The sequence below is a fragment of the Trinickia sp. genome (assembly GCF_051961175.1).
GTDB lineage: Bacteria > Pseudomonadota > Gammaproteobacteria > Burkholderiales > Burkholderiaceae > Trinickia.
The window spans coordinates 15,795-27,909 of record NZ_JBQCDN010000011.1; the positions used below are offsets into that span (position 1 = coordinate 15,795).

At 65.7% G+C, this 12,115-nt stretch carries 8 protein-coding genes; 5 read left to right on the top strand and 3 right to left on the bottom strand.

What is annotated here, in order from left to right; translation table 11 throughout:
• The first annotated feature begins 86 nt into the window (after positions 1-86).
• Entirely contained in the window at positions 87-4,172 is a 4,086-nt protein-coding gene (locus tag ACTHL0_RS00840) for a translocation/assembly module TamB domain-containing protein (protein ID WP_440564669.1), read from the top strand.
• A gap of 93 nt (positions 4,173-4,265) precedes the next feature.
• Positions 4,266-4,850, top strand: a complete 585-nt coding sequence (locus tag ACTHL0_RS00845) for a hypothetical protein (protein WP_440564659.1) — start codon at positions 4,266-4,268, stop codon at positions 4,848-4,850.
• A gap of 119 nt (positions 4,851-4,969) precedes the next feature.
• Here the strand turns inward: ACTHL0_RS00845 and metG are convergent, their stop codons facing one another.
• From metG to ACTHL0_RS00860, 3 genes are all read right to left on the bottom strand, one after another.
• The gene (metG, locus tag ACTHL0_RS00850) at positions 4,970-7,144 is read right to left on the bottom strand and encodes a methionine--tRNA ligase (protein ID WP_440564660.1); all 2,175 of its coding nucleotides are present in this window, start codon (positions 7,142-7,144) and stop codon (positions 4,970-4,972) included.
• Positions 7,145-7,507: 363 nt separating this feature from the next.
• Positions 7,508-8,158: an OmpA family protein gene (locus ACTHL0_RS00855; RefSeq protein ID WP_440564662.1), complete on the bottom strand. Its 651-nt coding sequence runs from the start codon at positions 8,156-8,158 to the stop codon at positions 7,508-7,510.
• A gap of 297 nt (positions 8,159-8,455) precedes the next feature.
• Positions 8,456-9,142, bottom strand: a complete 687-nt coding sequence (locus tag ACTHL0_RS00860; RefSeq protein ID WP_440564663.1) for an OmpA family protein — start codon at positions 9,140-9,142, stop codon at positions 8,456-8,458.
• Positions 9,143-9,439: 297 nt separating this feature from the next.
• Here ACTHL0_RS00860 and apbC point away from each other — a divergent pair, with 297 nt between their 5' ends.
• The 3 genes from apbC (at position 9,440) to dcd (ending at position 11,837) form a co-directional block, all read left to right on the top strand.
• On the top strand, positions 9,440-10,528 hold the full coding sequence (apbC, locus tag ACTHL0_RS00865) for an iron-sulfur cluster carrier protein ApbC (RefSeq protein ID WP_440564665.1): 1,089 nt from the start codon (positions 9,440-9,442) through the stop codon (positions 10,526-10,528).
• 173 nt (positions 10,529-10,701) lie between these two features.
• Positions 10,702-11,244 (top strand): superoxide dismutase family protein, encoded by a 543-nt coding sequence (locus ACTHL0_RS00870; protein WP_440564666.1) that lies wholly within the window; start codon positions 10,702-10,704, stop codon positions 11,242-11,244.
• 23 nt (positions 11,245-11,267) lie between these two features.
• Positions 11,268-11,837, top strand: a complete 570-nt coding sequence (gene dcd, locus ACTHL0_RS00875) for a dCTP deaminase (RefSeq protein ID WP_440564667.1) — start codon at positions 11,268-11,270, stop codon at positions 11,835-11,837.
• Positions 11,838-12,115: the final 278 nt, after the last annotated feature.

A 12,115-nucleotide genomic window follows, 5' to 3' on the forward strand; every position in this document is an offset into this window, starting at 1 on the left:
CTCTCGCATCGAATGGAATAGGCCTACCCCCTCGCATGACCCACGATTCGCCGCCACCGCCGTACGAAGATGCCGCTCACGCCGACATGCCGCAGGCGGGCGGGGGCGGCTTGCCGCCGCCGGGGGAGCCTGGCGCCGCGCCCGGAGCGAACGGGGCGCCTGAGCCGAATCCGCCGCGGCCCAAGCGGCGCGGCCTGCGTGTGCTCGCGTGGACGGCCGTGGCGTTTGTGCTGGCTGGCGTTGGCGTCGTCGCCGCACTGTATGGTGCGATCGCGACGGAATCCGGCACGCGCCTCGTCTGGCGGGCCGCCGTCGCGGCGCTCGGCTCGCGGCTGTCCGGCACGTTCGAGGGCGGCACGCTTGCACGTGGCGTGCGTCTGGCCGATCTGCGCTGGCACGAACCGGCCCTCGCGGCTGGCGCGCCGCCCACCGATATCCGGATCGATCGCCTCTCGGGCCGTTGGGCGCTGACGCGTTCGCCTTGGCGGTTCACCGTCGATGCGTTGGAAGCGGGGACGATCGATGCGCGGTTTGCCCCGTCGGCGAGCAAAGCGCCGATGCGGCTACCCGCCAATTTGCGGTTGCCGATTCAGCTCGACGTGCGCTCGCTCGCGGTGAACCGGCTGCTCGTGCGCAACGGTGCGGCGACGACCGAGATCGACCGGCTGCGCGCGCATGGGCGCAGCGATGGCCGCCATCACACGGTCTCGATCGACGGCTTCGACACGGCTTATGGCGCGCTGGCGGCCAACCTGTCGCTCGATGGCGTGCGGCCATTCCCGCTCACCGGCGCTTTGAGCGCTTCGGGCGTGGTGGACGGGACCGCAGCCGAGCTGCAAGCGCACCTGTCCGGCACGCTCGAATCGCTTGTCGCTGACGTGACGGCCAGCGGCATGAAGCTCGCGGGGCGCGCGCATGTGGAAGCCATGCCGTTCGCGCCGGTCCCGCTCAAGCGCGCGACGATCGCGTTCGATCACGTCGATCCGCGCGTGCTGAGTGCGGGCGCGCCTCGAGCCGATCTCTCGCTCACTGCGATGCTCGCGCCTGTGCCGGGCGCCGGGCCGCTCGTCGTTGCCGGCCCCGTCCGCATCGTCAATGCGAAACCGGGGCAGCTCGACGAACAGCGTCTGCCCCTCATCGAAGCGCGCGCGGATCTGCGGCTGGACGAGCATGAGCAGCGGCTCGATCATTTGGACGTGCGTCTCGTGCGCGGCGGCGCGCTGACGGGAAGCGGCACGTTCGCACGCGGGCGGGGGCGTTTGGACTTGACCGCGCGCGCGCTCGACTTGACGACGATCACGCCATATGTGCGCCCGACCGCGCTGTCCGGGCCGATCGGCATCGGGCTGGACGGGCCCACGCAGTCGCTCTCGCTCGATCTGACCGATGCCGCGGCGCGTTTGCGCGCGCGGGCCCACGTTGCGCTCGAGCAGGCTCGCGTGGCGTTGCACGACGTTCGCATCGATGCCGGCGACGGCCGGCTCGAACTCAAAGGTGCGCTCCAGCGCGATGCGCGTGCGAGCTATGACCTCAGCGCCACACTGACGAATTTCGATCCTCGTCTCGTCGTGGCGGCGCCCTTGCCGACGACGCGCCCCGCGGCAGGCGGCGGGCAATCGCCGCGCGGCCATGGCGCGCGCGGATCGGCGCCCGCGCCTACGCCTGCCAAACCCGCGCGAACGTTCACCAAGCTGCCCGAGGCGCGCGTGACGGGGCGGTTCAGTGCGGTCGGTGCGCTGGCGCAGCCGCTGTCGGCGAAGCTTCGGTTCGAACTTGGCGACAGCGTCTACGACGGCTTTCCGTTGACGGGTTCGGGGACGATCCAGCTCGCCGGCACGCGGCTCTTGCCGAGCGACGCCAAGCTGTCGATCGCCGGCAACGACGTCGAGCTGCACGGCAGTTTCGGCGCGCCCGGCGACCGCCTGCGGTTTCATGTGGACGCACCGCAGCTCGCGCGTCTCGGGTTCGGCGTCGCCGGCACGGTCCTCGCCGACGGCGATCTGACGGGTTCGCTTGCCCATCCCGACGTGACGCTACGCTATGACGCGCGCGGGGTGGTGATCGGCGAGAATCGGATCGGTGCAGCGACGGGCAGTGCGCAGATCCGCGACGGCGCGACAGGCGCGCTCGACTTCACGGCCGATGCACGCGACGTGCATGCCGGTGCCGTCGATCTGGCGACGTTGACAGCCCGCGTCGCGGGCACGCGGGGCAAACATACGTTCGATGCGCAGGCGAAGGGAACCGTGCGGGGGCGTTCCGTGGACATGACGCTCGCGGGGACGGGCGCGCTGACCGATACGCACGATGGGCCGCGTTGGGACGGCGTGCTCGCGCGCCTGGCGAACCGAGGCATGCCCGCCCTGGAGCTACAGGCGCCGGTGGCCGTGTCGGCCGGCCGCGAGCGGGCGACGCTCGGGCGTACGCGGTTGAGCGTCGAAGGCGCCACGTTCGATCTCAAATCGCTCGTCTACGATCACGGCGCGATCAGTTCCGCCGGCAGCGCCTCGGATTTATCGGTGGCGCGCCTGATCGCGATTCGGCAAATGTTGACGGGCATGCCTTCGCGCGTGTCGAGCGACCTCATACTGGCAGCCGATTGGGACTTCACGCTGGGCCGGACGGCGAGCGGCTACGCGCGCATCGAACGCCGCAGCGGCGATGCCACGCTGTCGACGGGCTACGGGACGGCGGCATTCGGGATGACTGCGCTCTCTGCGCGGATCGACCTGACGGGCGGGCGGATGATCGCCACCGCGCATGCCGCGGCCAACCGGATCGGTACGCTCGACGCCACGCTCGCGGCGGGCCTCACGCCCGACCCGGCTCGCGGCGGCCTCTTGGGGCTGGCCGCCGATGCTCCGCTTTCCGGCAAGGTCGCCTTCGACGTTCCCGCCTTGAAATCGACGGGCGGGTTATTCGGGCCGAGCTATGTGCTCGACGGGCACGTCGCGCTGAACCTCGCCTTGGCGGGTACGCGCGCGAAACCGACCGTCTCGGGCGCGCTCGTGGGCGACGATCTATCGGCAACCCTCGTCGATCAAGGGATTCAGCTCAAGGACGGCATCGTGCGCGTGGCGCTGACCGAGAATCTCGTGGATTTGCAGCGCGTCGAGTTCCATGGCGGTAACGGCACACTGCGCGCGACGGGGCGCATTCGGCTCGACAGCGCCGAGCCGGACCTGACGGCCCATATCGTGGCCGACAAGCTCGAACTGTTCGCGGCACCCGATCGGCAATTGTCGCTGTCGGGCAGTGCGACGGTTGCGAACGGCGGTTCGGCCGGCGGGCTCGACATCGACGGCAAGTTCACGGTCGATCATGCGCGCTTCGATCTGCCCGAGCAGGGCGCGCCGCACTTGTCGGACGACGTGGTCATCGTCAGCGATCACGGGTTTGTGCGTGGCTCGCCGCCGCCGCCGGCCGAATCGACGAACAAGCCGGTTGGCCGCTTCGCGCCGCGGGCGAGCGTCGATATCGATCTCGGCCACGATTTCCGCTTCCGGGGCCAAGGCGCCGATCTCGGCTTGCGCGGCACCGTCACGGCGCTCTCGGCGCCGAATCAGCCGCTGCGCGCGATCGGCAACGTGCGCGTGACGGAGGGATCGACCTATACGTCGTTCGGCCGCAAGCTCGCGATCGAGAACGGCTACTTCACGTTCAACGGCCCTGTAGCGAATCCTGGCGTCAATATCCTCGCCATGCGCCGCAACCAGGAAGTGGAGGCGGGCGTCCAGGTGACGGGCACGGTGCGCACGCCCGTCGTCAAACTCGTGTCGGAACCGAACGTGCCCGATAATGAAAAGCTCTCATGGCTGCTGTTCGGCCACGGCACGGATCAGGGCAACAACCTGAGCCAGCAAAGCTCGATGACGACGGCGCTCGCGCTGCTGGGCAGCGCGACGGGCAAACGCGTGGCGCAGACATTCGGCCTCGACGAGTTCTCGGTCGGCCGCAGCGACGTCGGGCTGACCGATTCGCAGGTGGTGATGCTGTCGAAGGCGATCAACGACCGGCTCGTGCTCGGCTACGAGCAGGGGCTGCAATCGGCCAGCAACGCGTTCAAGGCCACGGTGAATCTCTCACGGTTCTGGTCGGTGCTGCTCTATACGGGTACGTTCCAGGGTGTCGATGTGAACTACACGCGGCGCTTCGACCGATGGCCGTGGTGACGATGCTTGCTAACAATTGCGAAAAATGAACAAGCCTTGGCCGTAGGTAACGTGGTCTGATTTGCTCCTCAATTCAACTGTAGGAGATGAGCAATGTCGACCTTGTACATGTGGCGATGGCCCCTTTCGGGGGTGAAGTTCGGCCGGGGCGGCGCGATGGTGGAGGATCGCGGCTTGCTGAAGAAGGCGATGCCGAACAGCCGCGGCTGGTACCAATTCTCGGAGCACGGCGAGGGGCGCAAGCCGCTCATCCTTATCGGCAGCCGCGCGCAAGTGCTGAGGTTTTTCCAACATAACGCCAAGATCGGGATCGAGAATTCGATTGCCGAATTGCCGCATATCTACATGAGCGTTTCGCGCTACGCACCGCCGAAGCAAAGGCGTGAAGTCACGCCGTTCAACGACGCTGTCGTTGGCGCGGCGAACGTGGCGGTCGCAGCAGCGGGCAACGATGTCATTAAAAGTACCGGCAATTTGGGTTCGGCGCTCGGCACGATCTATGAGCGCGCGCGTAGAATTTTGCGGCCCGGGGCCGAAGCGTCCCCCGACAAAACGAAGGCGATCTCGGTGAAATTCAGCTATCTGCCCGAACCGGGGATGCGCCTCGTAGGCCGGCGCCAGGTGGCATTCGGCGATGGCTTCGACGGCACGGGACTCCAGGAACTCTTTGCCGAGTGAGATTCGGCGGTACGGCTTGCGCGGCTTGCGCGGCTTGCGCGGCTTGGCGCCGAGTCGATCGGCTGACCGGTGGCGCAGCGGTGTACGGGCGGCCACCCGGAAGGCGGCCGCCGCGCCACTCAGCGAACCCGCATGCCGGGCTTCGCGCCGCTGTGGGGTTCGAGGATGTAAAGGCCGGGCTCGGCTTTCTCGTCGGCGCTCGACGCGGCGAGCACCATCCCTTCGGATAGGCCGAATTTCATCTTGCGCGGCGCCAGATTCGCCACCATCACCGTCAGCTTGCCCAGCAGATCCTCGGGACGATAGGCCGATTTGATCCCCGAAAAGACGTTGCGCGTCTTGTCTTCGCCGACGTCGAGCGTCAGTTGCAGCAGCTTGTCGGATCCTTCGACGGCTTTGCAATCGACGATGAGCGCTACGCGCAAGTCGATTTTCGCGAAATCGTCGATCGAAATCGTCTCGCTGGCCCCGTCGCCCGCGGGAGTGGCGGCTTTCTGCTTGCCCTTGCCGGTTGCTGGCGTTGCTGCCGCCGACGTCGACGCTGCTGCCGCCGATGCCGCTTGCGCGCCAGTCTCCGTCGGCTGCAGCGAGCCTCGGTTGGCTGCGACGAGCGCCTCCAGCTGCTTGGGATCGATGCGCGTCATCAAGTGTTGATACGCGTTGATCGGCTGCTGGGAAGAGAGCGGCGTATCGGCATCCGCCCACGCGAGCGGGGCGAGGCCGAGGAATGCCTCGACCTTGCCGGCCAGGGCGGGCAGCACGGGCTTCAGAGCGATCGACAGCAGCCGGAACGCTTCCAGGCTGACGCTGACCGTCTCATGCAGCAAGGCGGAGTTGGCCGGATCCTTCGCTTGATCCCACGGCTTGGCCGTATCGACATAGGCATTCACGGCGTCCGCGAGCTCCATCGTCTGGCGCACGGCGCGGCCATATTCGCGTGCCTCGTAATGGGCCGCGATTTGCGGGACCGCTGCGCGCAGCGTCGCGAGCAGCGGATGGCCCATCGCGCTGTCCTGCACGCGCGCGTCGAAGCGCTTGATGAGAAAGCCCGCCGCACGGCTTGCGATGTTCACGTACTTGCCGACGACGTCGCTGGTGACGCGGGCCAGGAAGTCCTCGAGGTTCAGATCGAGGTCTTCCATCGTCGCGTTCAGCTTCGCGGCGAAGTAGTAACGCAGCCATTCGGGGTTCAGGCCCGTCTCGATATAGCTGTTCGCCGTGATGAACGTCCCGCGCGATTTGGACATTTTCGCGCCGTCCACCGTCAAGAAGCCGTGCGCGAACACGTTTGTCGGCGTGCGATAGCCCGCGAACTCGAGCATCGCCGGCCAAAAGAGCGTATGGAAATAGAGAATGTCCTTACCGATGAAGTGATATTGCTCGGTGTTCGAGCCGGGCTTGATCCAGGCGTCGAAATCGAGACCGCGCTTCTCGGCGAGGTTCTTGAAGCTCGCGTAGTAGCCGACGGGCGCGTCGAGCCACACGTAAAAATACTTGCCGGGCGCGCCGGGGATTTCGAATCCGAAGTAGGGCGCGTCGCGCGAGATGTCCCAATCGCCGAGCTTGGCGTCGCCCGCTTCGCCGAGCCATTCGCGCATTTTGTTCGTCGCCTCGGGCTGGGCGAGGCCGCTCACCCATTCGCGCAGAAAATTTTCGCAGCGCGAATCGGACAGCCGGAAGAAATAGTGCGTCGACTTGCGGCGCACGGGCGTGGCGCCGGAAATGGCCGAATACGGGTTGACGAGATCGGTGGGCTGGTAGGTCGAGCCGCACACCTCGCAACTGTCGCCGTATTGATCCTTCGCGCCGCATTTCGGGCATTCGCCCTTGATGAAGCGGTCGGGCAGGAACATTTCCTTCACAGGGTCGTACGCCTGCTCGATTTCACGGGCATCGATGAGGCCCGCTTGTTCGAGCTTGCCATAGATCGTTTCGCACAGCGCCTGGTTTTCTTCCGAATCGGTCGAGTAGTAGTTATCGAACGAAATCAGGAAGTTGCCGAGATCGCGCGTGTGCTCGCGCCAGACGCGCTCGATCAGCTGCTTCGGCGTGATGCCTTCCTTTTCGGCGCTCAGCATGATCGGCGTGCCGTGCGTGTCGTCGGCGCCGACGTAGTAGACCTCGTGCCCGTGCATTCGCATCGCGCGCACCCAGACGTCCGTCTGGATGAACTCGACCATATGGCCGAGGTGGATCTGTCCGTTCGCGTAGGGCAAAGCGGACGTCACGAGAATGCGGCGGCGGGCGGCGCCCGTGCCGGCTTGCGCGGCAAAATGAGGGGCGGATACGGTCATGAGCGTATAGGAAGGTGTGCTGCTTGAGGGAAAGCGTGGATTTTAGCAGGCACGGGCATGCCGCTCGGCGTCTCGGGCGGAACCGGCCGGCGGCATTTTGCCGATGCCCGATGCGGGACCAGGCAAAAAAAACCGGGGCGTTCGGCCCCGGAGCAACAACGACAAGAGGAGAATGGTGACGCAGCGGCGTTGGCCAGCCACGTACCAAATATACAGACAAGCGAAATGCCGCCGAGTTCGAAAATTTTTTCGATTCGTTTTCCCGCGCCTTTTCGCTCCTTCCGTCGCTATTTTTGAGCCGGCGTGGCGGGCATCGCCGGTGCCGGCGGGCCTCGCCAACCGCTGGCCGGGTCGGCCCGGCGCTTACTGCGTCCGTTGCGCCATCGCACGCAAATAGATCTCGACCCGGCGGTTTTGTTCGCGTCCCGCCGCAGTGTTGTTGTCGGCGATGGGGTTGCTCGGGCCGAACCCCTGCGCTTGCAGACGGTCGGGCTGCACGCCGCGCTGGCTCAGATACGTCGCCACGCTTTGTGCCCGATTCACCGACAACGTCTGGTTATGCGAAGCACTGCCGGTACTGTCGGTATACCCCTGGATCTGTGCGACGACCTGCGGATTTTGAGCCATTTGCGTGGCCAGCTCGTTCAGCGTCGGGTACAACTGCGGATTGATCTGGTAGCTGTCGGTGGCGAACGTCACGTTGCTCGGGATGTTCAGCTTGAGCGAGCCGTCAGGCTGCTCGGTGATCTGCGTGCCGGTGCCCTTCGAGGCGCCGGACAGCTTATTGCGGATGCCCTGCCAGTTGTATCCCGTGACGCCGCCTGCCAAAGCGCCAACGCCCGCGCCGATTGCCGCACCCTTGCCGCCGCCGGCCAGCGCGCCGATCCCGGCGCCCAGCGCGGCGCCGATGCCCGTGCCGGTGGCGGTGTTGGTCTGCTGCTGCGTCGCGCAGCCGGCGAGAATCGAGCCGGCGAGTGCGACAACGGTGAGGCGGGTGACGATTTTTGCGTTCATGTTGGTGTCCTCTCTCGAAAGCGAGCGCTCGCGCATCCGGCCAGAAGCCCGATCATCCGGGTCCACATAGCCGCTGTGCGGCTGCGCGAGCCTCGCTAACCACTACGATAGTGCTTACGAAGCGCCAATGCGGCGCGCCCATTGCTTGCCGCTGCGCGAAGTTGCCCGCGCGCGTCGGCTTTGGCAATGGGGTGCAACACTTTCTTTCAATTTTCGTCGGGCAGTCATGCTTCACGCATGCATCGCGCCCGGGAGTAGCGCCGGAGAGGACGACGCTACAATCGGGCAGTGCAACGCCTACTCCGAAGCTTGTGGGCATTGCGGCCCCGTGCAAGGCTGCATGGCGCTTGCCCCGGACGAACGCAGGTAGAGTTCGGCGCGCCGGTTTTTCCACGCCTCGTGCGAATTGTTGTCGGCGATCGGGGCGGTGTCACCCTTTCCGGCGACGCTTGTGATGCGGTCTGGCGCCACCCCCAGCCGCGTGAGAAAGCTCTGCACGGTTTGCGCACGCTGCAACGACACGCGTTCGTTGGATGTTTCGGTGCCGGACGCATCCGAGAAGCCGCTGATGTCGACGGTGAGCGCGGGGTTCGCTTTCATTTCCTGTGCAACCTGGCTGAGCACGGCCGAGCTCGAGGCATCGAGTGCACAGCCCTTCCTTCGCGTACACGCATTGATCGGCACGATCACCCGGATGGAATCCGGTTGCTGGGTCACCTTGGCGGTGGTGTTTCGGGCCTTGCCGAACAATCTGCTGCTGATGTCGCTCCAGTAGTTGCCGGCGGTGGCGCCGCTGGCCAAGCCGACCGCGCCGCCGATGGCCGCGCCCTTGGCTCCTGCCACGGCACCGCCCACCGCGGCGCCGAGCGCACCGAGGGCGCCGGCGCCCACCAGCGAGTCGTTGCCTTGCTGTGAGGCGCAGCCGGCGACGAGCGCGACCGCGAGGGCCAAAGCAGTCAGTCGGGGGACGATTCTTGCGTTCATGTTCATATCCTTTGTGGCAAGTGGCCGGTCGTGCGCGTCACATGACGCAATACCCGGTGAGCTCAGGCGGCACATCGGCCAAGCGGCGGCGCGCCCCATCGCTTGCCACTACAATAGTGGCTGTGGGTATCGATGCGGCCCTCTGTCCGCTCGGCCGCTGCGCGTGTGCGCCCGGCAGCCCATCTTTTGGCAATGACATGCGATATCTCATTGTTTTGCCGCAACATTTCCGGCTTGCGCGGTCGTTTTGGAACGTTGGAAAACGCTGCCGCGCGCTATCTCCTCGGAGTCGAATCGATGAGTATTGATCGGGCCTTGGTCGACGCCGCCCTCGCGGCCGTCACCGATCCCAATACGGGCAAGCCCTTCGCGGCAGGCAAGGGTGTCAAGAACGTGAGCGTCGACGGCGTAGCCGTCAGCGCCGAAATCGTGCTCGGCTATCCGGCCAAGAGCCAGTTCGACGCCCTGCGCGCGATCGTCGAGCAAGCGCTGCTGAAAGTGCCCGGTGTCGAGCGGGCCCAGGTCACGGTGTCGCAATCGATCGTCGCGCACACGGTTCAGCCGGGCGTCAAGCTGTTGCCGAAGGTCAAGAACATCGTGGCCGTGGCGTCGGGCAAGGGCGGTGTCGGCAAGAGCACGACGGCCGTTAATTTCGCGCTCGCGCTCGCCAGCGAAGGGGCGGCGGTCGGGATCCTGGACGCCGACATCTACGGCCCGTCGCTGCCGATGATGCTCGGCATCGAAGGCCGTCCCGAATCGCCCGACGGGCAATCGATGAACCCGATGACGGGGCACGGAATCGAAGCGAATTCGATCGGTTTTCTCGTCGATCAGGACAACCCGATGGTCTGGCGCGGTCCGATGGCCACGTCGGCGCTCGAGCAATTGCTGCGTCAAACGAACTGGGGCGAACTCGACTACCTCGTCGTCGATATGCCGCCCGGCACGGGCGACATCCAGCTCACGCTCGCGCAACGCGTGCCGCTCACCGGTGCCGTCATCGTCACGACCCCCCAGGACATCGCGCTCATCGATGCAAAGAAGGGCTTGAAGATGTTCGAGAAGGTGGGCGTGCCGATCCTCGGCCTCGTCGAGAACATGAGCATCCATATCTGCTCGAATTGTGGCCACGCCGAGCATATCTTCGGCGCAGGCGGCGGCGAGCGGATGGCCAAGGAGTACGGCGTCGAGGTGCTCGGCAGTTTGCCGCTCGACATCGGCATCCGCGAGCAAGCCGACGGCGGCCATCCTAGCGTCGTGGCCGATCCGCATGGCCCGATCGCCGAAACTTACCGCGCCATTGCCCGCAAAGTGGCGATTCGCATCGCCGAGCGCGCCCGCGACATGAGCGCGAAGTTTCCGACGATCGTCGTCCAGGACACGTGAGCGCGTGAATCGTCTCGCGTCCCTTCGGCGCCGCGCGTATCTCGCGTCGCGGCCCCACCGGCATGGCCGGTGGCTCGAATCTGCGGGTGCCCCGCGCGTCGCGGTATCATGTCGCCTTCGCTTGAGTCCGGCTCGGCGGCGCAAGGCGCGCCGCGCGCTGGCATGAGGATCGCATGAGAGAAACAACCGGTGGGCGGCGTACCCGCCGTTCGAGCATCGTCGTCGCAAGCCTGGTGCTGGCGAGTTCGGCGCTCGGCGGCTGCGCGGCCTTCTTCGGCCCCCACGAAAAACGCGCGGACGCGCAGGTATTGCCCACGGTCGGTAATACGGCGCGAGGCACCGTGACGTTCATCGAGCGCGCGGACGGCGTTCAGGTCACGTTCAACCTCGTCGGCCTGCCGCCGAACAGCGACCACGCCTTGCAGGTGCACGAGCGCGGCGATTGCAATGCGGCCGACGGTTCGAGCGCGGGCGGCGTGTTCGCGCCGGCGGCCGATCGGCTCAAGAGCGGCGTGCGGCGCGCGGGCGATCTCGGCAACATCCATGCGGATGCGACGGGCGTTGCCGCCGGTTTCATCGTCGCGCCGGAAGTCTCGCTCGACGGCGTGCGTTCCGTCGCCGGCCGCTCGGTGCTCCTCGCGCGCGAATCGAGCGATCCCGAGTTCCCCGATCGCGGCGTCGGCGCGGCGATCGCGTGCGGCGTGATCCGCCAGTAAATCCGCTTTTTCAGCGTCTTTTTATGACCATCAAATCCGACAAGTGGATTCGGCGCATGGCCGAACAGCACAACATGATCGAGCCGTTCGTGCCCGATCAGGTGCGCGCCTCCAGCGACGGCCGCAAGATCGTCAGCTATGGGACGTCGAGCTACGGCTACGACATCCGCTGCGCCGACGAATTCAAGATCTTCACGAACATCAATTCGACGATCGTCGATCCGAAGAATTTCGACGAGAAATCGTTCGTCGATTTCAAGGGCGACGTCTGTATCATTCCGCCGAATTCGTTCGCTTTGGCCCGTACCGTCGAATATTTTCGCATTCCGCGCAATGTGCTGACGGTCTGCCTCGGCAAATCGACGTATGCGCGCTGCGGGATTATCGTCAACGTGACGCCGTTCGAGCCCGAATGGGAAGGCTATGTGACGCTCGAGTTCTCGAACACCACGCCGCTGCCGGCGAAGATCTACGCGAACGAAGGGGTCGCGCAGGTGCTGTTTTTCGAGAGCGACGAAGTGTGCGACGTGTCGTATGCCGATCGCGGCGGGAAGTATCAAGGGCAGCACGGCGTGACGCTGCCCAAGACGTAGTGGCCAGTGCTGTATTTCGCCTGTCCGTCATATAACGGACGCGCAGCGCGTAGAGACTAAGCAGTTTCGGTGGCCGCTGGCACGTGGGATGCGCAATCCCCGAGCCCGCGGTTGTAGTGCCCTGGGTTGGAGTTTGCTCGACATGAAATCGATCAAGAAACTCCCAACCCAGGGCACTAGTCTTTGGAGAATTCGCCCATGAAGTTTCGTTTCCCCGTCGTCATCATCGACGAAGATTTCCGCTCCGAGAACATTTCCGGCTCGGGCATCCGCGCGCT

Excerpts from the sequence above, each read along its gene's own strand:
- ACTHL0_RS00840 (WP_440564669.1), top strand. The coding sequence starts at position 87 with ATGCCGCAGGCGGGCGGGGGCGGCTTGCCGCCGCCGGGGGAGCCTGGC.
- ACTHL0_RS00845 (WP_440564659.1), top strand. The coding sequence starts at position 4,266 with ATGTCGACCTTGTACATGTGGCGATGGCCCCTTTCGGGGGTGAAGTTC.
- metG (WP_440564660.1), bottom strand. The coding sequence starts at position 7,144 with ATGACCGTATCCGCCCCTCATTTTGCCGCGCAAGCCGGCACGGGCGCC.
- ACTHL0_RS00855 (WP_440564662.1), bottom strand. The coding sequence starts at position 8,158 with ATGAACGCAAAAATCGTCACCCGCCTCACCGTTGTCGCACTCGCCGGC.
- ACTHL0_RS00860 (WP_440564663.1), bottom strand. The coding sequence starts at position 9,142 with ATGAACGCAAGAATCGTCCCCCGACTGACTGCTTTGGCCCTCGCGGTC.
- apbC (WP_440564665.1), top strand. The coding sequence starts at position 9,440 with ATGAGTATTGATCGGGCCTTGGTCGACGCCGCCCTCGCGGCCGTCACC.
- ACTHL0_RS00870 (WP_440564666.1), top strand. The coding sequence starts at position 10,702 with ATGAGAGAAACAACCGGTGGGCGGCGTACCCGCCGTTCGAGCATCGTC.
- dcd (WP_440564667.1), top strand. The coding sequence starts at position 11,268 with ATGACCATCAAATCCGACAAGTGGATTCGGCGCATGGCCGAACAGCAC.